25 protein-coding genes are annotated in these 21,004 nt (G+C 46.2%); 20 read left to right on the plus strand and 5 right to left on the minus strand.

What is annotated here, in order from left to right:
- Nucleotides 1-113 precede the first annotated feature (113 nt).
- From dppA to AC58VC_RS19530, 18 genes are all read left to right on the plus strand, one after another.
- Nucleotides 114-938: a D-aminopeptidase DppA gene (gene dppA, locus AC58VC_RS19445; protein WP_497370474.1), complete on the plus strand. Its 825-nt coding sequence runs from the start codon at nt 114-116 to the stop codon at nt 936-938.
- A 21-nt stretch (nt 939-959) separates the two neighbouring features.
- Complete coding sequence (locus AC58VC_RS19450) at nt 960-1,892, plus strand: ABC transporter permease (protein ID WP_497370475.1); 933 nt, start codon at nt 960-962, stop codon at nt 1,890-1,892.
- A gap of 3 nt (nt 1,893-1,895) precedes the next feature.
- Nucleotides 1,896-2,813, plus strand: coding sequence for an ABC transporter permease (locus tag AC58VC_RS19455; RefSeq protein WP_497370476.1), 918 nt, complete (start codon nt 1,896-1,898; stop codon nt 2,811-2,813).
- 5 nt (nt 2,814-2,818) lie between these two features.
- The gene (locus tag AC58VC_RS19460; protein WP_497370477.1) at nt 2,819-3,865 is read left to right on the plus strand and encodes an ABC transporter ATP-binding protein; all 1,047 of its coding nucleotides are present in this window, start codon (nt 2,819-2,821) and stop codon (nt 3,863-3,865) included.
- Between the two features lie 31 nt (nt 3,866-3,896).
- Nucleotides 3,897-5,540, plus strand: coding sequence for a peptide ABC transporter substrate-binding protein (locus AC58VC_RS19465; protein ID WP_497370478.1), 1,644 nt, complete (start codon nt 3,897-3,899; stop codon nt 5,538-5,540).
- 74 nt (nt 5,541-5,614) lie between these two features.
- Nucleotides 5,615-6,547: a S66 peptidase family protein gene (locus AC58VC_RS19470; RefSeq protein ID WP_497370479.1), complete on the plus strand. Its 933-nt coding sequence runs from the start codon at nt 5,615-5,617 to the stop codon at nt 6,545-6,547.
- A gap of 12 nt (nt 6,548-6,559) precedes the next feature.
- Entirely contained in the window at nt 6,560-7,663 is a 1,104-nt protein-coding gene (locus AC58VC_RS19475) for a dipeptide epimerase (protein WP_497370480.1), read from the plus strand.
- A gap of 14 nt (nt 7,664-7,677) precedes the next feature.
- On the plus strand, nt 7,678-8,613 hold the full coding sequence (locus AC58VC_RS19480; protein ID WP_497370481.1) for a C40 family peptidase: 936 nt from the start codon (nt 7,678-7,680) through the stop codon (nt 8,611-8,613).
- 239 nt (nt 8,614-8,852) lie between these two features.
- Complete coding sequence (locus tag AC58VC_RS19485; RefSeq protein ID WP_497370482.1) at nt 8,853-9,020, plus strand: hypothetical protein; 168 nt, start codon at nt 8,853-8,855, stop codon at nt 9,018-9,020.
- A gap of 406 nt (nt 9,021-9,426) precedes the next feature.
- Nucleotides 9,427-10,641, plus strand: coding sequence for a branched-chain amino acid ABC transporter substrate-binding protein (locus AC58VC_RS19490; protein ID WP_497370483.1), 1,215 nt, complete (start codon nt 9,427-9,429; stop codon nt 10,639-10,641).
- A gap of 93 nt (nt 10,642-10,734) precedes the next feature.
- Nucleotides 10,735-11,721, plus strand: coding sequence for a branched-chain amino acid ABC transporter permease (locus AC58VC_RS19495; RefSeq protein WP_497370484.1), 987 nt, complete (start codon nt 10,735-10,737; stop codon nt 11,719-11,721).
- A gap of 10 nt (nt 11,722-11,731) precedes the next feature.
- Nucleotides 11,732-13,018: a branched-chain amino acid ABC transporter permease gene (locus tag AC58VC_RS19500; RefSeq protein WP_497370485.1), complete on the plus strand. Its 1,287-nt coding sequence runs from the start codon at nt 11,732-11,734 to the stop codon at nt 13,016-13,018.
- On the plus strand, nt 13,015-13,797 hold the full coding sequence (locus tag AC58VC_RS19505; protein WP_497370486.1) for an ABC transporter ATP-binding protein: 783 nt from the start codon (nt 13,015-13,017) through the stop codon (nt 13,795-13,797). The genes AC58VC_RS19500 and AC58VC_RS19505 overlap by 4 nt, the downstream gene beginning before the upstream one ends.
- Nucleotides 13,797-14,504 carry an ABC transporter ATP-binding protein gene (locus AC58VC_RS19510; RefSeq protein ID WP_497370487.1) on the plus strand — a complete coding sequence of 236 codons (708 nt, stop codon included), beginning with the start codon at nt 13,797-13,799 and terminating at the stop codon, nt 14,502-14,504. Before AC58VC_RS19505 ends, AC58VC_RS19510 begins: the two co-directional genes overlap by 1 nt.
- A complete protein-coding gene (locus AC58VC_RS19515; protein ID WP_497370488.1) occupies nt 14,501-15,418 on the plus strand; it encodes a DMT family transporter in 918 nt (305 codons plus the stop codon). Before AC58VC_RS19510 ends, AC58VC_RS19515 begins: the two co-directional genes overlap by 4 nt.
- 61 nt (nt 15,419-15,479) lie before the next feature.
- Nucleotides 15,480-15,638: a DUF3934 domain-containing protein gene (locus tag AC58VC_RS19520; protein WP_497370489.1), complete on the plus strand. Its 159-nt coding sequence runs from the start codon at nt 15,480-15,482 to the stop codon at nt 15,636-15,638.
- 121 nt (nt 15,639-15,759) lie between these two features.
- On the plus strand, nt 15,760-16,296 hold the full coding sequence (locus AC58VC_RS19525; protein WP_497370490.1) for a hypothetical protein: 537 nt from the start codon (nt 15,760-15,762) through the stop codon (nt 16,294-16,296).
- Nucleotides 16,297-16,351: 55 nt separating this feature from the next.
- Nucleotides 16,352-16,561, plus strand: a complete 210-nt coding sequence (locus AC58VC_RS19530; protein WP_497370491.1) for an alpha/beta-type small acid-soluble spore protein — start codon at nt 16,352-16,354, stop codon at nt 16,559-16,561.
- Nucleotides 16,562-16,808: 247 nt separating this feature from the next.
- Here AC58VC_RS19530 and AC58VC_RS19535 read toward each other — a convergent pair whose 3' ends face one another.
- The 4 genes from AC58VC_RS19535 to AC58VC_RS19550 form a co-directional block, all read right to left on the minus strand.
- Nucleotides 16,809-17,027, minus strand: coding sequence for a hypothetical protein (locus AC58VC_RS19535; protein WP_497370601.1), 219 nt, complete (start codon nt 17,025-17,027; stop codon nt 16,809-16,811).
- On the minus strand, nt 16,993-17,184 hold the full coding sequence (locus AC58VC_RS19540) for a hypothetical protein (protein ID WP_497370607.1): 192 nt from the start codon (nt 17,182-17,184) through the stop codon (nt 16,993-16,995). The genes AC58VC_RS19535 and AC58VC_RS19540 overlap by 35 nt, the downstream gene beginning before the upstream one ends.
- Before the next feature lie 244 nt (nt 17,185-17,428).
- Nucleotides 17,429-17,692, minus strand: coding sequence for a hypothetical protein (locus AC58VC_RS19545; RefSeq protein WP_497370492.1), 264 nt, complete (start codon nt 17,690-17,692; stop codon nt 17,429-17,431).
- 196 nt (nt 17,693-17,888) lie between these two features.
- A complete protein-coding gene (locus AC58VC_RS19550; RefSeq protein WP_497370493.1) occupies nt 17,889-18,113 on the minus strand; it encodes a hypothetical protein in 225 nt (74 codons plus the stop codon).
- Nucleotides 18,114-18,255: 142 nt separating this feature from the next.
- On the opposite strand from AC58VC_RS19550, the gene AC58VC_RS19555 reads away from it, so the two are divergent.
- Nucleotides 18,256-18,555, plus strand: a complete 300-nt coding sequence (locus AC58VC_RS19555) for an iron-sulfur cluster assembly accessory protein (protein ID WP_497370494.1) — start codon at nt 18,256-18,258, stop codon at nt 18,553-18,555.
- Nucleotides 18,556-18,612: 57 nt separating this feature from the next.
- Here AC58VC_RS19555 and AC58VC_RS19560 read toward each other — a convergent pair whose 3' ends face one another.
- The gene (locus AC58VC_RS19560; RefSeq protein WP_497370495.1) at nt 18,613-19,314 is read right to left on the minus strand and encodes a GntR family transcriptional regulator; all 702 of its coding nucleotides are present in this window, start codon (nt 19,312-19,314) and stop codon (nt 18,613-18,615) included.
- A gap of 327 nt (nt 19,315-19,641) precedes the next feature.
- On the opposite strand from AC58VC_RS19560, the gene AC58VC_RS19565 reads away from it, so the two are divergent.
- Nucleotides 19,642-20,976: a hypothetical protein gene (locus tag AC58VC_RS19565; protein ID WP_497370496.1), complete on the plus strand. Its 1,335-nt coding sequence runs from the start codon at nt 19,642-19,644 to the stop codon at nt 20,974-20,976.
- Nucleotides 20,977-21,004: the final 28 nt, after the last annotated feature.

A 21,004-nucleotide genomic window follows, 5' to 3' on the forward strand; every position in this document is an offset into this window, starting at 1 on the left:
TATCCGTATGGCAACATACCCGTAAATAAAACCCAGCAAATGGTTTCTTGGGAGGTATCTTCCCGAGGCTGTTTGCTGGGTTTTTGTTACTTTACAATACTGGAGGCGTACCCATGAAGCTTTATATTTCCATAGATATGGAAGGTATAACTGGACTAGTTGATAACACATTTGTGGATTCCAGGCAGTACAACTACACTCGCGGGCAGCACATCATGACGGATGAAGCGAACCATGTTATACGATCTGCTTTTGATGAAGGCTGCAAGGAAGTCATTGTGAATGATAGTCACTCTAAAATGAATAATCTGTTAATCGAGAAGCTGCATCCCGAAACGCAGTTAATTTCGGGCGATGTGAAGCCTTTTTCCATGGTACAGGGATTAGATGCTTCCTTCTCGGGTGCGGCATTTCTAGGCTATCACACGAGAGCGGCGACCAAAGGTGTTCTAAGCCATACGATGATTTTCGGCGTTCGTAATATGTATATCAATGATAGGGTCATTGGCGAGTTGGGTTTCAATGCTTATGTTGCTGGTCATTATGGTGTGCCGGTTCTACTAGTTGCTGGGGATGATGAAACCGCGATTGAAGCGGAGGAGCTAATTCCAGGGATTACGACAGCGATTGTGAAAAAGCGGATATCGCGAACTTCGGCAATGTGCTTAACCCCCGAGAAAAGTGGACTGCTGCTTCAGGAAAAAACAAAGGAAGCGCTGGCTAACGCGGGTAGAGTGAAGCCGCTGGTGCCGCCGGACCATCCCGTGCTGAAGATTGAATTCGCCAACTATGGTCAAGCGGAATGGGCTCACCTGATGCCGGGTACGACCCTAGATGATAACGGTCCTACAGTGACCTTTCAGGCGATAGACATTCTTGAGGCTTACCGAGCCATGTTGGTTATGACGGAACTAGCGATGAGAACGGCATTTTGTTAAAAAGCGAGAGTGGGTGATAGCGTGACACAATATATTCTTCGTAGATTTATCTCCATGATTGTCACACTGTGGCTAATTATTACGGTTACATTTGCACTGATGCACGCTGTTCCAGGGTCGCCGTTTGAGAAAGAGGGCAAGAGTTCGAATCCGACGGCGGTTCAGAATTTGATGGAATTCTACCACTTAGATGAGCCGATAACGACGCAGTACGTACTTTATTTAAAATCATTGCTTTCATTGGATCTTGGACCGTCCATCGGCCACTTTCCCGATACTGTCAATTCCATGATCAGCAGGGGATTTCCAGTTTCGTTTAAGCTGGGCATCGTATCGATCCTGATTTCGATCGTCACAGGAATCGCGCTTGGCACGGTCGCTGCACTCCGGCAAAACCGTATAATCGACTACCTCGCCATGATCTTCGCGGTTATCGGCATAGCAGTACCTAACTTCATCGTAGCTACCTTGTTGATTAAATATGTAGCGGTCGAGTGGAAGCTCCTTCCGGTAGCCACTTGGGGGACGTGGAAGCATGTCATTCTTCCAGCGCTTGCCTTATCAACGGGCCCGCTTGCGATTATAGCTAGGTTGACGAGAGCGAGCATGTTGGAAGTGCTTACTGCCGACTACATCGAAACGGCAAGGGCCAAAGGTCTATCGCCAGCTACGATCGTCATCAAGCACGCACTTCGAAATGCGGTGCTTCCGGTCATTACTCTGCTGGGGGCTTTGGTAGCCAATGTTCTGACAGGGAGTTTTGTTATTGAAAAGATTTTTGCTATTCCAGGAATGGGCAAATATTTCGTCGATGGCATTAATAATCGCGATTACTCGCTCATTATGGGAACGACTGTATTTTATAGCGCGCTGCTCGTGATTATGATGTTTCTGGTGGATATCGCCTACGGGCTAGTTGACCCCCGCATCAAGCTGCACAGGAAGGAGGGGTAAGCGATGAACGTTCCAGATTCCTTGTTTGTCCCTATGGCCAAGAATAAAGGGACATCAGAAGCTATAGTTCGTATGCGGCTGTCGTTTTGGCAGGAAGCTTGGATTAGACTGCGTGCCAATAAACTCGCCATGGCGGGGCTGATCATTATTATTTTGATGGCGCTGCTCGCGATACTTGGACCCATCCTTACCGACCAGAGTTATTCAAAGCAGGTGCTGCTGGATGCCAACCAGAAGCCTTCGGCCGCTCACTGGTTCGGGACGGATGAGCTTGGACGCGATGTATACGCCCGTATCCTGTATGGAGCGCGCATCTCGCTGTTTATCGGACTCATGGCGGCCTTAATCGATTTCGTTATCGGCATTATTTATGGCGGCATCGCCGGTTACTTGGGAGGACGAATCGATAACATCATGATGCGATTCGTTGATCTTCTATACGGGATTCCTTATCTACTCGTAGTCATCTTGTTGATGGTTGTCATGGGACCGGGGCTGCTAACGATCATAGTGGCTTTGAGTGCAACGGGCTGGATTGGCATGGCGCGAATTGTACGCGGGCAGGTGCTTAGCCTGAAGTCATCGGAATACGTGCTGGCGGCAAGAACATTGGGTGGTGGCGCGGGTTACATTATCCGCAAGCATTTGCTGCCTAATGCCATAGGCGTCATTATCGTGCAGGTGACGTTCTCGGTGCCTTCCGCCATATTCGCGGAAGCGTTCCTGAGCTTTCTGGGCTTAGGCATTCAGCCTCCGCTTGCAAGCTGGGGCGTAATGGCTAATGATGGTCTTTCGACCATTTTGTCAGGGCAATGGTGGCGGTTATTTTATCCGGCATTTTTCATATCGATCACGATGCTTGCTTTTAACTTGGTTGGTGATGGTTTGCAGGACGCTTTTAATCCGAGAAGGAGGAGGTAGCCGAGGTGAAAACAACGAACTCGCCCGACGTTATATTGGAAGTGGACAATCTTCATGTCTCGTTCACCACGCATGGTGGAGAAGTGAAGGCGGTTCGCGGAGTCAGCTTTTCGTTAGAAAAGGGAGAAACTTTGGCTATCGTAGGCGAATCCGGCTGCGGCAAAAGTGTAACAGCACGCAGCGTGACGCGCCTTCTTCCTGAGCAAAGCTCGAAGATCAGCCAAGGCAGTGTTCGGTATAAAGGAAGAGAGTTGACCGAGCTGAGCGAAAAGCAGCTGCGAGAGCTGAGAGGCTCTGAAATTTCGATGATTTTCCAAGATGCTATGACGGCGCTAAATCCTACGATTTCCATTGGTGAACAGATCATGGAAGGGATTATTCGCCATCAGAAAATATCACGTTCGGAAGCGCGGAAGCAAGCAACAGAAATGCTGGGGCTCGTTGGCATTTCCAATCCTGAGATGCGTTTGAAGCAATATTTGCATGAATTTAGCGGTGGTATGAGACAGCGGATTATGATTGCAATCGCAGCGGTTTGCAAACCTTCGGTGCTTATTGCGGATGAGCCAACTACCGCGCTTGATGTCACCATTCAAGCGCAAATCATTGAGCTTTTCAAGATGCTTCAGAAGAAAACAGGGGTGTCTATCATTATCATTACACATGACCTAGGTGTTGTTGCGAATATGGCTGACCGGGTCAATGTGATGTATGCCGGCAAGGTTGTTGAATCAGGGACCGTGGATGAGCTGTTCCGCAACCCCCAACATCCTTATACCAAAGGGCTGCTGGCTTCCATGCCGCGTCTGGACACAGATAAGTCGCTTCCGCTTACGCCAATTGCGGGAACGCCGCCGGATCTGTTTGCTCCGCCCCAAGGCTGCGCTTTTGCGGCGCGCTGCAGTTATGCAATGGAAGTATGCGGTGTCTACCAGCCGGAGCAGACTGATGTTTCGAGCGGCCATTCCGTCGCCTGTTGGCTTCAGGATCCGCGCTCTCAAGTTGTATTCCAGCCGTCGATCAAGAGAAATAGCCTGACGGCTCTAGGATAAATAAGACGATGAATGAAGGGGAGAAGTGCACATGAAAAAAGTGTCAGCATTGCTAATCAGCTCCGTATTGGTAATTAGTACGCTACTAGCTGGGTGCAGCAAAGATCCTGGTTCCGGAACGCAAGAGTCTGGAGCCAAACAGACGGAAGCGGCCACAGAAGCGAAGTCCAAGGTCCTCCTCTACAACAATTTAAAAGAACCAACATCTCTCGATCCGCCGAAAGGATTTGACCAAGTCTCCTACGACGTTGTTAATAACGCGTTCGAGGGGTTGACGCGTCTTGGCAAAAACCAGACGCCTGAGCCAGCAATGGCGAAAGAATGGAAAATCACGCCGGACGGGAAGAAGGTTACCTTTACGCTGCGCGACGGTATCAAATGGTCCAACGGAGATCCGGTGAAAGCTGCTGATTTTGAGTACGCCTGGAAACGTCTGCTGGATCCGAAAACAGCTTCTGATGCGGCATTCCTTGCCTACCCAATTGAAGGTGCTGAAGCATTTAACTCCGGCAAGGGGTCGGCGGATGATGTGAAAATCAAGGCGCTGGATGACAAGACGTTGGAGGTTACTTTGTCGCAGCCTGCTTCATGGTTAGTGGGTATGGTATCCAGTCCTGCGTTTTTCCCGGTACATAAGGCTACTGTGGAAGGCAATGCCAAATGGGCAGGTGAGGCGGCTACGATTGTAAGTAACGGACCCTTCAAAATTACGGAATGGAAACACGATAGCGAGCTTAAAATGGTAAAAAACGATCAATACTGGGATGCTGCCAACGTAAAATTGTCAGGCGTTACTTTCAAAATGATCAATGACACGAACACGGCTTATCAACTCTTCACTACCGGGGAGCTTCATACAACGGGTTCCATTCCGGCTGACATGAGCGATAAATTGTTCGCAGACAACAAAGTGAAGGTTGAAGATGCCGCAGGTACGGCTTTCTACCGTTTTAATGTGAAGATGGCACCATTCGATAACGCCAACATTCGTAAGGCATTTGTTGCGGCAGTAGACAGACAGAAACTTGTGGATTTGGTTTTGAAGCAAAAGCAGAAACCGGCTGACGGTTATGTGTCTCCAGGACTTAACGATCCTGCGGGCGGAGATTTCCGTAAAGTTGGCGGCAGCCTGATCAAGTTTGATGCGGGTGAAGCGAAGAAGCTTTTGGAAAAAGGGATGCAGGAAAAGGGATACTCGAAGCTGCCTGACGTAACTTTGACGTATAACACCAATGATGTTAGTCAACGAATTGCTCAAACGCTGCAAGCCATGCTCAAAGATAACCTAGGTATTGATGTGAAACTGGCAAACAAAGAAGGTAAAGTGCTGACTACGGAGCAAAAGGATCTACAGCTGCAATTGTCTCGTTCTTCTTTCCTTCCGGATTTTGCAGATCCGATCAACTTCCTGGATGGCTTCCAATCGACGAATCCGTTCAGCCGTACAGGGTGGGTAAATCCTGCGTATGATAAATTGATCAAAGATGCCTATGTAGAAACAGATGAGACTAAACGATACAAAATGATGCATGATGCGGAGAAGATTTTGATGGACGAAGCTCCAGTTCTACCGCTTTACTTCTATAACTCTACTTATCTGCAAAGCGATAAATTGGAAGGTGTCGTTAGACATGCTTTCGGGTTCTTAGACTTTAAATGGGCAGATTTGAAATAAATTTGGAAGATGGAGGGATGCACCTTTAAGGGGTGCTTCTCCCTTTTTTCATGCGAGAAAGGAGGCTTGTAGTCATGGCTGAGCTTATAAAACCAAGGCGGCTAAGCCCTGGTGATACAGTAGGCATTATGGCGCCGGCATGTTGGGTAGACACGGAGCAGGTGAAGGCGGCATCAACCATTTTAGAACAAATGGGGCTGCGAGTTCGGTTGGGGGATACCCTGTTCAAGAAGCATGGCTACTTGGCGGGAACGGATGAAGAGCGGGCTGGGGAGCTGAATGCTATGTTTGCTGATCCGGCCATCAAAGCTATCATTTGTGCGCGTGGTGGGTACGGTACCGGAAGGATCGCGGACTTGCTGAACTATGACCTTATTCGCGCTAATCCGAAGATATTCTGGGGGTATAGCGATATTACCTTTTTGCATGCGGCTATTAGCAGGTTTGCAGGTTTGGTTACTTTTCACGGCCCCATGTTGATTGATTTTGGGAAAGATGATGTGCACCCGCTTACGGTTCAGAATTATGAAACGCTCCTTCGTCCTTCGGTTCTTCGTTACACGGAGGAGATTTCCCCGCTACAAACGTTAGTGGAAGGAGAAGCTGCTGGACCAATTGTTGGAGGCAACCTCTCTTTAATTGTGAGTACGCTAGGGACGCCATATGAGCTGGATACAAAGGGGAAACTTCTCTTTATCGAAGATATTGACGAAGAGCCTTACAGGGTGGATCGTATGTTAAATCAGCTCAAGCATGCTGGGAAGTTTGCCGATGCGGCTGGTATTCTGATTTGTGATTTTCATAATTGTGAACCAAATAAACGGAAAGTGTCGTTTACTTTAGAGGAGATTTTTGACCATCACATCGTTCCTGCTGGGAAGCCGACACTATCCGGTTTTAGAATTGGTCACTGCTCGCCGAATATTGCGATCCCCATAGGTGTGAGAGCGAGGATGAGTACTTACGAGAAGTTGCTTGCATGTACGGAACCCGGTGTAGAGGCATAAGGAGGCAATAACATGAGCATTATTCAAAGTGTTGAAGTCATGCGGCAGTCAACTCCGCTTAAGAAGCCATTTAAAACAGCGCTGCGTACCGTATACAGTACGGAGTCTATCATTGTCCGAATTAAGAGTAACGACGGCAGAGTTGGTTGGGGGGAGGCTCCAGCGACCATTGTCATAACAGGTGACAGCTTGGATAGCATCCACTCGGCTATCGTAAATACATTCACTCCGTTGTTGGTGGGCAAAAGTCTACTAGCTTATGAACGCATTCTGCAGGAGCTTCATCAATCGATGATCGGAAGCAGCAGTGCTAAAGCAGCTGTGGATATGGCGATTTACGATCTAGTTGCGCAAAACTGTGGTCTGCCGTTGTATCAATTCCTTGGCGGTTATAAGGATCAGATTGAAACGGATTTCACGGTTAGTGTTAATTCCCCGAAGGAAATGGGAGAAGATGCGGTTCGTTATGTGCAAGATGGCTTCAATGTATTGAAGATTAAAGTGGGTAAGGACGACCTCTTGGAGGATATCGAAAGGATCAAGGAAATCCGCAGATGTATAGGTAGCGACGTGAAAATACGCATTGATGCGAATCAAGGCTGGCAGGTGAAGGATGCTATTCGGACGATTCGGCGCATGGAGGATTTGGGACTCGACATCGAACTGGTCGAGCAGCCAGTGAAAGCGGGAGACATCGAAGGGTTGAAGATGGTGACGGATCACGTTGAAACTCCCATTATGGCGGATGAGAGCGTGTTTTCACCCGTTCAAGCCTTCGAGGTGCTGAAAAGTCGTGCGGCGGACTTAATTAATATTAAATTGATGAAATCTGGCGGTATATACAAAGCGCAAATTATTAATCATATTGCGGAAGAGTTCGGTGTCGAGTGCATGGTTGGCAGCATGATCGAATCCCGTGTGGCTGTAACGGCTGCCGCTCATCTTGCTGCTAGCAAGAAGAATATTACCCGCTGTGATTTCGATGCGCCGTTAATGATGCTTCAGGATATTGTGGTTGGCGGTGTGCAGTATGATGGAAGGGTAATGACCTTCCCGAAAGCATCTGGGCTTGGTATCCTGGATGTGGTCCACAGCCAAACGCCAGTGGGGTCATGAGGAGGGATGTGAGTATGGATATGAGTACGAGTATGCCGAAACGGATGATGGTCGCTGTTTCTGTAGCAACCGTATGGACCAAGCCGGATTCGCCGCGTCCCGTGGATGAGCCTGCGATAAGGTATCCGGCCGAGATAAGAGAGTGGCTGGGTCAGATGACGCTTAGAGAAAGGTTGGATTTGTGTCTGGCGAACAGAGTTCAGACGCAAATTCTGTATGGTTCATCCGTCCTTGTCGCGGAGGAAAGCGATGGCTGGAGTAAGGTGTTTATCCCTCAGCAAGGGACGCGCAAGGAGGCATTGGGTTATCCTGGCTGGGTGCCAAGCTGCCACTTGGTTGAAGCGTCGGATGCTCCTCTCGGCTCGAAGAGAGCCGAAGTGATTTCCGATAAAGCGTGGTTGTATAAAAGTCCGTCCCAACAGCTAATTGAGCTAAGCTATCTGACCTCTCTGCCAGTGCTGGAGGAGATGGGGAAGCTGGTGAAAGTGCAGACGCCAGAGGGGACGGGGTACCTGAAAGCGGATGATATTCGCTTGATTGATGGTCCTTTAGCTCCTCAGGCAGGAGTGGCTGACATTGGGCAAGGAATCGTGGAACAGGCGAAGAGGTTCCTCGATCTGCCTTATTTATGGGGAGGAGCATCCTCCTACGGCTTTGACTGCTCTGGCTTTGCGTATACCATGCATAGATATTTTGGGAATTTGATTCCTAGAGATGCCTCGGACCAAGCCAAACAGGGAACTCCTGTTGAGAAGGAACAACTGGAAGCGGGGGACTTGGTCTTTTTCGCCCATGAGGAAGGAAAGGGATCTATTCACCATGTAGGGATTTATGCAGGGGATAATCAGATGATTCATTCCCCTGAAACTACCAAGTCTATCGAATTGGTGGATATGAGAACGTTTAAGTTGGCTCAAGAGCATTGCGCGTCTAGGCGGTATTGGAAGTAGTGCGGCAAGAGGGGCTGTCCCGCGGTCATTGGATGACTTGGGATAGCCTCTTTGTTTTTTTAAAGCTGGAGTGAACTGCAGCGAGGGCTTCAGTTCCCTGTATGAAGCCATAGCGAATTCTCGCTAAGGTTTTTTGTGATTTGTTATTGGTGGGTGAGGTGGAAATTGGTTGTATGGTGATTTGCGTGTGTGGAAGGTGAAGGGGGGGTAAAGTAGCTAACATCAAGGTCTGACGAAGGTTGACTCGTCAGATTTTTTTTTCTGCTGACGAATGGGGCATGTCTCATGCTGTAGCTCTTTCGGAGGGAACTGTGGCCCGCTATTTCACCGGAAAAAGCCTATTTGGCGTGAGAGAGGAACTGTGGTCCGTGATTTCGTCGTTCCGATCGGATGATCGGACGATTTAGGTGAAATAAGCTCCTGTAGTACCCCTGGACCCCGAGGTAAGCCGACTTCCCCTGAAGTAAGACCCTCTAGTTCCCTTACTAGGGTATAAACCCCCTCTGGTTCCGATAAGGGAGTCCAGGACGATAATACTAGATTCTGAGAGTGTTTGTTTTCCAGTAAATAGAAAACAAATAACTGTTAATGTCATTAATTATAACAAACAAGGCTCATTTTCTTTATATTCTAGCATATTTATGTTAGTTTAATTGACATAATCTATGAATTTTAATAATATAAATAGGGAAGGTTCATGTGTTGAAAGTGCCGATGGAGTAGTTTTTGTATGAATTTCGTAGCTTAAATCGAAGTTCTGAATACTGCTTAATCGGCATTTTTGCGTATCAAACTATCTGAGGAGGATGTTTCATGATTTTGAAAAAGACGGCTCTATTGATCTCAGTATCGGCGCTTGCCATTAGTATGTTGGCAGGATGCGGGAATGAAACAACTTCAAGCACTGCTACAGGAACAACGACACCCAGCAGCACAGTCACGAAGAGCGTCATCAAAATTGCTACTCAGTCCCCATTGTCGGGAGGCAGCGCCGTTCAAGGTGAAGCTATTAAGCTTGGTGCTCAGATGTCCTTGGATGACCACAAAGAGGAGTTTGCCAAGCTGGGCTTTGAACTCCAATTGATCCCCTATGACGACCAGGGAGATCCCAAAAAAGGTGTTGCCAATGCCGAGATCATTAGTGCTGACCCAGCAATTCTCGGAATTGTTGGACATATGAACTCAGGCGTAGCGATCCCCTCCTCAGTCGTTTACGAAAAGAATAATATCGTGATGGTTTCACCATCGAATACGGCAACGGAGGTAACCGATCGTAATCTGAAGGTCGTGAACCGAATTGTTGCAAGGGATGATTTCCAAGGTCCTGCAGCAGCTGATTATGCTTTTAAAACAGTGAAAGCCAAAAATATTTTCGTCATCCAAGACAAAACAGCTTACGGCCAAGGCTTAGCAGAAGCGTTCAAAGACGCGGCGACCAAGCAAGGGGCAAATATAGTCGGCTATGAGGGGATTACCGTAGGTGAGAAGGATTTCAATGGGGTGCTGAACATTGCGCTTAGCAAGAAACCTGACTTCGTATTCTTCGGAGGCCTATATGCTGAGGGCGGTTTGCTGATCAAGCAAGCACGCGATAAAGGAATTACAGCGCCTTTCATGGGGGCTGATGGCTGGGATACGCAAGGTCTGGTTGATGTTGCTGGTGACAAAGTAAAAGATGCCTTGTACGCTTCCATCTCAACGGATATTACCAAATCGCCAGATGGTTTGAAATGGGCGGATCAATACAAAACCAAGTTCGGCAAAGCCCCAGACGGATACTCCGCATACGCCTATGACTGTATGACAATCATTCTTAACAGCATTAAAGCCGCGAGCACGGCAGACGGTGGGAAAGTGCCTGCCCGTGATAAAGTTCGCGATGCCGTACGCGCCACCAAAGACTTCCAAGGTGTCGCAACGAAGGTTTCCTTCGATGGCAAAGGTGACAATACATATGCAAAAGTATTTATCTACAAATTTGAGGGTCCAAAATATCCAGGCACGATGATTTCCGAAGTAGGCAAGTAAGACATTCAACGCCATTTTAACTTTAAGTAAAGAGGTATGTGCTTAATAGATATACCTCTTTACGTTTTATTTATCAGCGAAAGGAGAAGCTCAATGATCCTTAACATCCTGCATTCACTCCCCCAAGTATTGATCGACGGGCTTGCTTTAGGAGCTATTTATGCGGTCGTTGCCTTAGGCTATACCATGGTGTACGGAATTCTTGAACTGATCAATTTTGCGCACGGTGAAATTTTTATGACGGGTGCATTCGTTGGAACAGGGGTTTTATTCCTTTTTCAATCGACAGGATGGCTTGGTGGAATGCCGGGATGGGTGGCCTATGTTTTAATTCTCGCTATCGCCATGCTGGTTACGGGATTGCTCGGGGTGGGGATAGAGCGAATTGCTTATAAGCCTCTCCGCAAAGCGCCCAAGCTGATCTCGCTAATCTCTGCGATTGGCGTATCCTTTGTAGTTCAAGATCTCGTTCGGTTTATTTCCGAATTGCGAACAGGCAACTACATCATTAGCAGTATTACGTTATTCGATAAAAATATGACCATCGGCACGTCATCTCTCGGATCATGGCTCGGTGACGCTTCATTGAAAACCAATACGGTCATCATCATCGTAGTGGCTGTCCTCCTAATGATCAGTCTTGATTTTTTTGTGAATCGAACCAAATGGGGAGTGGCCATGCGAGCGGTCGCGCAAGACCGTGAAACGGCTTCGTTAATGTCGATAAACGTGAATAAAATCATTATCCTGACTTTTTTCATCGGATCAGCTTTGGGTGGTGCTACAGGGGTTTTATTTGCACAGCAATATGGGACAATCGATCCATTTATCGGCTATATACTAGGATTGAAAGCGTTCACGGCAGCTGTTCTTGGAGGCATAGGCAACATTCGGGGGGCCATGTTTGGCGGACTGGTCATTGGAGTTCTGGAGATGTTTGCTTCTTCTAATCTGGGTTTGCTGACAGGCGGCAGCTTCGGTTCAGAGTATAAAGATGTGTTTGCTTTCATGATTCTAATCATCGTATTGATATTTAAGCCGGAAGGTCTGTTTGGCAAAGCCGTCAAGGAGAAAGTGTAGGTGACTCATTATGGATAAAATAAAACAGGCATTAGCGCAGAACTCGAAAATGCAAGCCCTGATCCTCGTCCTTCTCGTCTTGGTATCAGCGCTAAGTGTATATATGATGGCTAAATCGGTCATCGCCTTTTTATTATTGCTGGCATCCTTGCTGCTGCTGCACTACACTTCCTTCACGACTAAGGTCAAATGGATGCTAGGCGGTATCCTGGTTATTCTCATTATTCCATTTGCTTCCTCTGGAGGCCCTGCCTACGAATCTTATATGGAGGTTGCTACGCAAAGCGGGATTTATATCGCAATGGCGCTCGGACTGAATATTGTCGTTGGTTTTGCAGGCCTGCTAGATCTGGGTTTTGTTGCTTTTTTCGCAATTGGAGCTTACACATATGGCATCTTCTCTACCGCTCAAGCGAACAAGTTCCTATCAGGTGATTTTTTCCCACTTTCAGGTTCAACGTTTTGGCTGTTCATTTTTATTGGCGGATTTATGGCTGCTCTGTTTGGCATCCTTCTCGGTCTACCCGTTCTTAGAGTGAAAGGAGATTACCTTGCGATCGTGACTCTGGGCTTCGGTGAAATTGTTCGGATCATCTTCAATAATCTCGAGAAGCCGATTAATATTACGAACGGCGCGAAGGGGATATCGTCGATTAAGCCGCCGGATCTGTTCGGACTTGAATTCACGCATCCTCATGAATTTTATTTCATTGTGATTGCGATCTTGGCGTTTGTGATTTTCGGGGTAAAAAGATTCGAACATTCTCGCATGGGACGTTCATGGAAAGCGGTTCGAGAAAACGAAATTGCCGCTCAATCCATGGGAGTTCCGTTAATTCGCACGAAGTTGACAGCGTTTGCTGTAGGAGCCTCGTTCTCCGGCATGATGGGGGTCGTTTTTGCGGCCAAACAGACGTTTATTGACCCTTCCAGCTTTACCTTGCTTGAATCCATTACGATATTAGTCATGGTGGTATTAGGCGGAATGGGAAGTGTTCCAGGCGTCATACTTGGAGCTGCACTTATTACGATTCTTAACTTGCAGGTGCTTACGGAATTTGCGAATTGGCTGAATCAATTGACGCTGCAGGGTGTCGTCCACATTCCTTTTGCCCTATCCCCGGCCAAGATGCAGCGCTTAATATTTGGGGCTATTCTCATTCTCTTTGCCGTCTTTAGGCCAAATGGCTTGATTTCCGTGAAAAATCGCAGGGTCAACGAAAAGATGATTCAGGAACGAATCTCATCAACGACCGTGAAACCAATAACCCCTCAAAGCGGAGGGATCGCTCAATGACCGTTCTGAGAGTGAAACATTTAGTGAAACGTTTCGGCGGACTGATTGCTGTTAATGGTGTTCAATTTGATTTCCAAAAAGGGAAAATATCCGCGGTTATCGGTCCGAATGGTGCCGGGAAAACGACCTTTTTTAATATGATTACCGGTATTTATACGCCTGATGAAGGTGAAATCGAATTGGAAGGCAAGTCAATTGTGAACGTTAAGCCTGATCGAATTACGGAAAAAGGCATCGCCCGTACCTTTCAAAATATACGATTGTTTGGCCATATGACGGTTATTGAAAATGTGATGGTCGGCATGCATATCCATTTGAGAGGCGGAATAATAAGCACTTTACTGGGGTTTGCCAAGACACGGCTTGAGGAACAACAGGCGATGGATCAAGCCTATCGGTTATTGCAATATGTAGGTCTCGCCTCCTATCTCAATGAGAATGCGAACAGCCTTTCTTACGGAGCGCAAAGGCGGCTTGAGATCGCGAGAGCGCTCGCGGCAAGGCCTAAAGTGCTGTTGCTGGATGAACCCGCAGCGGGAATGAATCCGAGTGAAACCAAAGATTTGACAGAGCTTATCAGGCGTATTCAACGGGAAATGGACATTTCCATCATACTCATTGAACACGATATGAAACTTGTTATGGAATTATCCGACCACATTCTAGTGCTAGATCACGGTGAAAAGATAGCAGAAGGATCTCCGCATGAGATTCGATCGAACCCGCGTGTAATTGAGGCCTATTTAGGTAAAAGTGCCTTAGCAGAAGAGGTGAAATAATGAGCTTATTACAGCTTCAAGAGGTCCAGGCTTACTATGGAGGAATTCAAGCCTTAAAGGGAATCTCACTTCATGTCAATGAGGGGGAAATTGTTACGTTGATCGGCTGTAACGGAGCGGGGAAGTCCACGACACTGAAGTCTATTTGCGGTCAGGTGAAGACCAAAGGCTCCATTTTGTTTAAAAATCTAGACATATCGAGTTGGCAGCCGCACCAAGCGGCGATGGAAGGAATCGCACATGTCCCGGAGGGCAGGCGTATATTCCCCAAGCTTACGGTCAAAGAGAATTTGGAGATGGGCGCATTTTCCGTTAAAGATAAAAAAGTGGTAAAAGAGCGTATGGAGCAGTCCTTCGCATATTTTCCGCGGTTGCGCGAACGTTTGAACCAAACTGGAGGCACCATGAGTGGTGGAGAACAACAAATGCTCGCAATCGCCCGCGCGCTCATGATGAAACCTAAGCTGCTGCTGCTCGACGAACCATCGATGGGTCTGGCTCCCGTTATCGTAGATCAGATCTTTGAAATTATTGGGGAAATGAACCGAACAGGGATGACGATTCTGCTTGTGGAGCAGAATGCCTATCAAGCTCTGCAAATTGCGAATCGGGGTTATGTCATACAGACCGGAGAAATTATTTTGGAGGATGACGCCAAGACGTTGCTTGTCAACGATCAAGTAAAAGAAGCTTACCTGGCGGGATGAATTCATTTCTGCCGATGTTTTATGGCATCATGGCATCATTTTTTTTCTCTTTTTCCTTCATCATGAACCGGTCCATGGAGCTGTCTGGAGGATATTGGGTATGGAGTGCTTCGCTTCGTTATCTGTTCATGTTTCCTCTGCTCTTGTTGATTGTAGGGATCAGGGGGAACCTCCGGGTCCTACTCTATGAAATGAGAAAGCAGATAGGGGTGTGGATGGGTTGGAGCATTGTCGGATTTGGACTATTTTATGTACCGCTTTGCTTCTCCGCCGCCTATGGACCTGGATGGCTGCTTGCAGCCACCTGGCAGATAACGATTATTGCGGGTTCTTTGCTTGCTCCATTCTTCAAGGAAAAACTCCCTATACAGGGTTTGCTTATTTCTCTCCTTATCCTATTTGGCGTAATCGTCATACAGGTGGATCATGGGGATCAACTGTCCGTGAAAGAGTTGCTTCTAGGTACGTTGCCAGTTTTGCTAGCAGCTTTTGCTTATCCGCTAGGCAATCGGAAGATGATGGAGGTTTGCAAAGATCGCTTAGATACCTATCAGCGAGTTCTAGGTATGACAATAGCTAGTCTCCCGCTATGGATCGTACTCTCACTCTACGCGGTTGTTCATGCAGGTGCGCCCACCGCAGGGCAAATCGGTCAATCCGCTCTAGTGGCCGTTTGCTCAGGCGTGATTGCTACGGTTCTTTTTTTCACAGCAACAGAACGGGTGAAAAGCTCATCTCATCAACTAGCTGCCGTAGAAGCAACGCAAGCCGGTGAAATCATTTTTACAATTCTCGGTGAAATGTTATTTCTTGGTGCGGCATTTCCAACGGTTTTATCTTGGACGGGGATGTTTTGTGTGATTTTCGGCATGATCATCCATAGTTTACTACCGAAAAATAGACGAATAAATTAAGATTAATTCCATTTTCGTGATACAATAGCTTTCTATCCGATTAATGGAACGGAGTGATCACATGAGTAAAGGCAAGGGAACTGGCAGAGGAACGGACAAAAAAGGCTGGAATAGATGGCAAGCTAGTGCTAATAAAGCAAAGAGCGCCCCGAAACCCTATAAAAGCAAAGGTCTTAAGAAAGATAGCGATGATAAAGTAAGCACCAGCAACAAAGGATAGTGCATTTCTAGTTAAAAGAGGCCCACATATACGATATGTGGGTCTTTTATGCATGCACATTGAATAAAATTAATATTACAGGTAACAATCTCTAATAACATATTAAAGAAGGTGAACTAGAATGAAAGATAAAAGACGAGAAGATGCTTGGACCGATAATCATGATGTAACGTTAGCTCAAACTGTAATTAGTCATATTAAAAATGGAAGTACGCAACTTGCAGCATTCGAAGATTCAGCAAGTAGATTGAATCGTACGGCTGCCGCATGTGGATTTCGATGGAATAAAGAACTGCGCCATCAATACGAAACCGAAATCAATGACGCCAAATTGTTTAGGATGAAACGCAAGCAACAAAAAAGAGATATTCATGCAACGATTTCTGGCATGCCGACACTGGAAGATGAACCGATGATGCCAAAATATGAGGATGCTTTTAGACAAATCATTAAGATCGCGAAGGATCAGGCGATAAAGTTTGAACAATTAATTCATGAAAACTCAAAGCTCAAACTTGAAATTAATGAATTAAGAAGTCAGAAGGAAAGCGTCAATGTGGTTAAAAGTAATGAAGATGTGGCAACGGAGGATCTTCAAACTTTCCTCAAAATTATGAACAGAGCAAGAAATTTAACTTCTTTAAATTTGAATGTATAAGTCTTCCTTACACTCCACATGATAAGATTACACCACGAGAAGGAGTGATTTATACATGGCAAACAGTAACACGCTAGTTGTTCCAGAAGCAAAAGCTGCTCTAAATCAATTGAAATTTGAGGTTGCTCAAGAGTTAGGGATTGCCTTGCAACCTAATGGTTACAACGGCCATCTGGCTACACGCGAGGCTGGCTCGATTGGTGGTACTATCACCAAACGGTTGGTACAAATAGCGGAACAACAATTGCAAGGATTTAGACGCTAATCACTTTGTAAAAGCAAGAACTAAAAAGACTACAATCACTCTTCCTCCTTGGGTGAATGCAGTCTTTTTTATTTTGAGATAGGCCATTCAAATAAAGAGGGTGTCCCAGATTAACGGGAAATACTACCGCTGTTTAATTGAGTAAGACAGCTACCGGGTGAATAAATGGCATTTCTCCTGTTAATGGGGACGATTGAGCTAGGAAGTAGGGGAGTTGGAGAAATTAACGGTATAATTTCCAGTTATTTCATTTGCTAAGCCGAAATTGCTTGAAATAACGGGCATTTTTCCCGCTAATCGCTGAAAAACCCAAAAAATGAGGCTGTCCCAAGTCATCCATGACCGCGGGACAGCCTCTTTGCCTTATTCGTGCGTGTGAGTTCCCACATCCATACCCCATTTCCATCGCCTTGGTTAAGGTAATTGACCAATCAGCTTCGTTCCATTTCACATCCCAGCCTAGCAATTCCGTGATAAAACGTAATGGGACTTGCGTACGCCCATCTCTGAGAACGATAACGCATTCCGCGCCGATTGATGGCCTCGCTCCAAGTAACCATTCCGGTCCGATTGACCGTTCGCTCCTCCTCTCCGCCTTGCCTATGTTGCACTTTGTACAACATAAAAGAGCTTTACACCCTGCCATATCCCAAATGATTGCACAAAGTGCAATCATTTGCGCCAAATGGCGTGAAAACAGCGCTGATCTGTCCGAAACGTTGTTCAAAGTACAACGTAGAAGGAGACAGTGGTTGAATGGAGGCTATAATATTGCACAAAGTGCAACATAGAGTAGGCCATGGCCGTTGTTGGCAGCTGTTATTGGATGAAATCCAATAAGTAGACATTCCGCGCTAATTGATGGGCTCACTCTAAGTAACGCATTCTGCGCCAATTGATCGCCTCGCTCCAAGTAGCCATTCCGCGCCAATTGATGGCCTCGCTCCAAGTAACGCATTCCGCACCAATTGATGGCCGCGCTCCAAGTAACGCATTCCGCACCAATTGATGGCCGCGCTCCAAGTAACGCATTCCGCGCCGATTGATGGCCTCGCTCCAAGTAGCCATTCCGGTCCGATTGACCGTTCGCTCCTCCTCTCCGCCTTGCCTATGTTGCACTTTGTACAACATAAAAGAGCTTTACACCCTGTCATCCCGCACTTTATTGCACAAAGTGCAATCATTTGCGCCAAATGGCGCGAAAACAGCGCTGATCTGTCCGAAACGTTGTACATAGTACAACGTAGAAGGAGACAGTGGCTGAAAGGAGGCCATAATATTGCACAAAGTGCAACATAGAGTAGGCCATGGCCGTTGTTGGCGGCTGTTATTGGATGAGATCCAATAACAAGCCCAATTTGACGGTTAGATTGCGCATTTCATTGGAGTGATTCCAGATTTCATCCAATAAGATCGCTAGTCGCGGCTTCAAATCACTGTGTTCATTGGATTCCATCAGACGAAATCCAATGAACCAATGCGTTAGCGCCGACCGCCGACCCAACCCCAAGCGGTGTAAGCGCAGTTTGGACTTTGTAGACTTTCTTTGCATTTATCTGACTTACATGTTGTGAGCAAAGAGGCGAATCCCGCCTTTTTTCATTTTACATGGAATATTTTATGGGCGATTGGGTGAAGTTAGGAAGGCCGTAATAATAGTCAAAAATAAGATGGAATAGAGGAGAAATACGGATATGAAATGCAAAATAAACCGAAACGCAGCTAAGGTTTTGAAGGATATGTTGAGTCAGGAAGGCGCGGAGGGTAAGATGGTCCGAGTCATTATTACTCAGAATCATGGTGATCACGGTCATTATGACGTCATCTTGGATAATGCCACTGAGAATGATGAAATCGTAGAAACAGATAAAGGGATCAATGTCTTACTTGATAAGCGAGAGAATCTGTTGGATGGCGTTTGGATTCAGTATTTTCATGTCCCGGAAGAAGGTTTTTTCATTACAAATCCTTCTACAGGATTTCTTGAGAAGTAAGGTAATGACGTATATTCTTGTCGCAAGTAGGGACAGGAACATACGTCATTTTCATTTCTATTCACGTTTGATAAAGAATTTAAAGACACTATTTTTCAAATAGTCCAGCGAATAGAAAACAGGACTATCTTCTTCATCGAAATGAAGTTGTTTTAATAAGAGGATTTCATTGCCAAGCACTTTCACGGCATTCTGATCCATTTCTTCGGAGCTGCTTAACGCGCAAATTTCAGTAATGGCGTAGGCGATGTTGATTCCCATCTTGCTCTTTAAGAAATCAAAGATCGCTCCTGAAAATTCCCCTTCAAAATGACCTGCCACCAGACTCTGCGGGAAAATATTATAGTAAAATGCCACTTTCTTGCCGTTTGCTGTTCGCGAACGCTCCAAAATGACAACCTTTTCATCATCATCGATTTGTAATTGCTTTCTCCAATCTTCCTCAGGCTCTCTTGTATAGATCTTAATGTCTAATTCGCTTTCGATATAACCCTGATTTTTAATCATTTGCCCCACACTTTGCAGCTTGCTTAGTGGATTGATAATGAAATCCGGACGATTGTTGACATAGGTCCCGACGCCGTTTTTACTAATGAGCACCTTCTCCCGCTGAAGCATCTTGAGCGCTTCACGGAGTGTAGGGCGGCTTACCTCGAATTTCTTGGCGAGTTCGGGCTCAGACGGAAGCTTGTCTCCCGGCTTAAGTTCGCCTTCGTTAATGCTTCTTTCGATCTCTTCTTTGACTCTGAGATAAAGCAACTTTTTCTCCAAATTTCAGCGATTCCTCTCCATAGGTTGATGATGGTTAAGTTCAATAGTTACTAAAATCCGAGCTGTCTGACAACAATAGTGTACCACATTTTTTGAAATATGAAAGACTAGATAAGCCATATTATTAGCAAAATCAAGCTGTTTATCTACACAATTATTTAACATTGGATTGATTGACACAAGTGAGATGTCTTACCTATAATTTTAGATGTCAGACAGCATGAAATGCAGCGGAGAAGGAAGGAGGACTTGCTAAAAGGAGCACGGCATGATTATGAATTGCATATCATTTGATTTCACGGAGGGGCATATTAAATGAGGAAAAAAGTGTTAAGTCTAATGACGATATTAACTTTGGCGGTTCCTTTCTTCACTAGTGCGAGCACCACTCATGCTGCAAGTTATTCAGAGCTGGCTGCCTACTGGGCACCTCAGGTTTACCAGGATGTGAATGCTGATCTTGATGTAAGGGCAGATTTTATTACCAATTTCAACTATGACGGCGATTATTTGGCTCGCAATAACTGGGATAATCTCTCCAATTACAATGAAAATGGATATGTCTACTATAAAGTGTCTGAAACGACAACACATTACTTTATTGAGTATGACTTATTCCATGCAAGAGACGATGCTTACACCAGACCGCTTGATGCCCATGAGAATGACCTTGAAGGCCTATTCCTTGTGATCAAGAAGGATGGTTCCAACTATGGATCGTTCCAGCTAATGGAAACAATGGCGCATAACCAATGGTACGATTACACGAATGATCCTAACATTACCTCTGGTTCCGATGGTGTTGATGGTGGCGTTCTCTTCAACGGGAGTCATCCCATGGTGTTTTGTCAGGCGAATGGACAAAGTCCCAGCGGTGGGCATGGCGTCAAAGCCTATGACGGATCAAACGCTCCGGGCGGAGATGGCATCGTCTACGATTACTCGGGTGCAGCACAGTTCCCAACCAATACATCAGGCAGCTATACGAACCATTACAGCTACGCATTAGTTGAGTGGGGAGATCTTTGGAACCGCCGGAACGACCCTAACATTTTCGCTTCTTGGGGGACGATTGCAGGCGACAACCATACAGCTAACTCGGCGAATGCGCCGTGGGGCTGGGACGATAGTGATGACGACCTTACGCTACAGGGGATGAACTGGTCTGATCCGGCTCACCAAGTAGATGTGCACTTGAATGGTCTCGGTAATTTTTCGCATACCTATGTGTTCAATCCTTACTACTCTCATAAAATAGTTCTCCAGAATGCACAGAGTCTGGAAGATCGTGACCCGTTCGGAGGTAAAAGCGATATGTTCATCAAAGCCTATGTGAACGGACAAGGGCAGACGGATGCTAGGTTCTGGAAGAAAAATGATGCTCCTAAAAATCAAGTTTACAATATAGCTTTTGGTGCTAATGATGCTGAATTCGGTCCTAACTTCTCAGAAAACTACAATACCGTCTATCTAGCGAAACCATCCAATAGCAATGTTGAAATCCATGTCTATGATTCAGATGGAACTTCTGGCGATGACGATATGGGATATATCTCAGCGGTTATAGCGCCTGGAAGCACCCAATCTTGGACAGATGCGCTGACAAGTAATGGGCAGTCAAAGGTTTCAGCTACCGTAACTGCGCAATAGGGTTATTGTAGGAGCAAGTCGGTTGGGC

This window comes from Paenibacillus sp. J22R67, from assembly GCF_059692175.1.

Excerpts from the sequence above, each read along its gene's own strand:
- AC58VC_RS19500 (WP_497370485.1), top strand. The coding sequence starts at position 11,732 with ATGGATAAAATAAAACAGGCATTAGCGCAGAACTCGAAAATGCAAGCC.
- AC58VC_RS19520 (WP_497370489.1), top strand. The coding sequence starts at position 15,480 with ATGAGTAAAGGCAAGGGAACTGGCAGAGGAACGGACAAAAAAGGCTGG.
- AC58VC_RS19525 (WP_497370490.1), top strand. The coding sequence starts at position 15,760 with ATGAAAGATAAAAGACGAGAAGATGCTTGGACCGATAATCATGATGTA.
- AC58VC_RS19505 (WP_497370486.1), top strand. The coding sequence starts at position 13,015 with ATGACCGTTCTGAGAGTGAAACATTTAGTGAAACGTTTCGGCGGACTG.
- AC58VC_RS19465 (WP_497370478.1), top strand. The coding sequence starts at position 3,897 with ATGAAAAAAGTGTCAGCATTGCTAATCAGCTCCGTATTGGTAATTAGT.
- AC58VC_RS19555 (WP_497370494.1), top strand. The coding sequence starts at position 18,256 with ATGAAATGCAAAATAAACCGAAACGCAGCTAAGGTTTTGAAGGATATG.
- AC58VC_RS19530 (WP_497370491.1), top strand. The coding sequence starts at position 16,352 with ATGGCAAACAGTAACACGCTAGTTGTTCCAGAAGCAAAAGCTGCTCTA.
- AC58VC_RS19510 (WP_497370487.1), top strand. The coding sequence starts at position 13,797 with ATGAGCTTATTACAGCTTCAAGAGGTCCAGGCTTACTATGGAGGAATT.
- AC58VC_RS19515 (WP_497370488.1), top strand. The coding sequence starts at position 14,501 with ATGAATTCATTTCTGCCGATGTTTTATGGCATCATGGCATCATTTTTT.
- AC58VC_RS19455 (WP_497370476.1), top strand. The coding sequence starts at position 1,896 with ATGAACGTTCCAGATTCCTTGTTTGTCCCTATGGCCAAGAATAAAGGG.
- AC58VC_RS19545 (WP_497370492.1), bottom strand. The coding sequence starts at position 17,692 with ATGTTGTACAAAGTGCAACATAGGCAAGGCGGAGAGGAGGAGCGAACG.
- AC58VC_RS19540 (WP_497370607.1), bottom strand. The coding sequence starts at position 17,184 with ATGTTGTACAAAGTGCAACATAGGCAAGGCGGAGAGGAGGAGCGAACG.
- AC58VC_RS19470 (WP_497370479.1), top strand. The coding sequence starts at position 5,615 with ATGGCTGAGCTTATAAAACCAAGGCGGCTAAGCCCTGGTGATACAGTA.
- AC58VC_RS19550 (WP_497370493.1), bottom strand. The coding sequence starts at position 18,113 with ATGCAAAGAAAGTCTACAAAGTCCAAACTGCGCTTACACCGCTTGGGG.
- AC58VC_RS19490 (WP_497370483.1), top strand. The coding sequence starts at position 9,427 with ATGATTTTGAAAAAGACGGCTCTATTGATCTCAGTATCGGCGCTTGCC.
- AC58VC_RS19480 (WP_497370481.1), top strand. The coding sequence starts at position 7,678 with ATGGATATGAGTACGAGTATGCCGAAACGGATGATGGTCGCTGTTTCT.
- dppA (WP_497370474.1), top strand. The coding sequence starts at position 114 with ATGAAGCTTTATATTTCCATAGATATGGAAGGTATAACTGGACTAGTT.
- AC58VC_RS19475 (WP_497370480.1), top strand. The coding sequence starts at position 6,560 with ATGAGCATTATTCAAAGTGTTGAAGTCATGCGGCAGTCAACTCCGCTT.
- AC58VC_RS19495 (WP_497370484.1), top strand. The coding sequence starts at position 10,735 with ATGATCCTTAACATCCTGCATTCACTCCCCCAAGTATTGATCGACGGG.
- AC58VC_RS19565 (WP_497370496.1), top strand. The coding sequence starts at position 19,642 with ATGAGGAAAAAAGTGTTAAGTCTAATGACGATATTAACTTTGGCGGTT.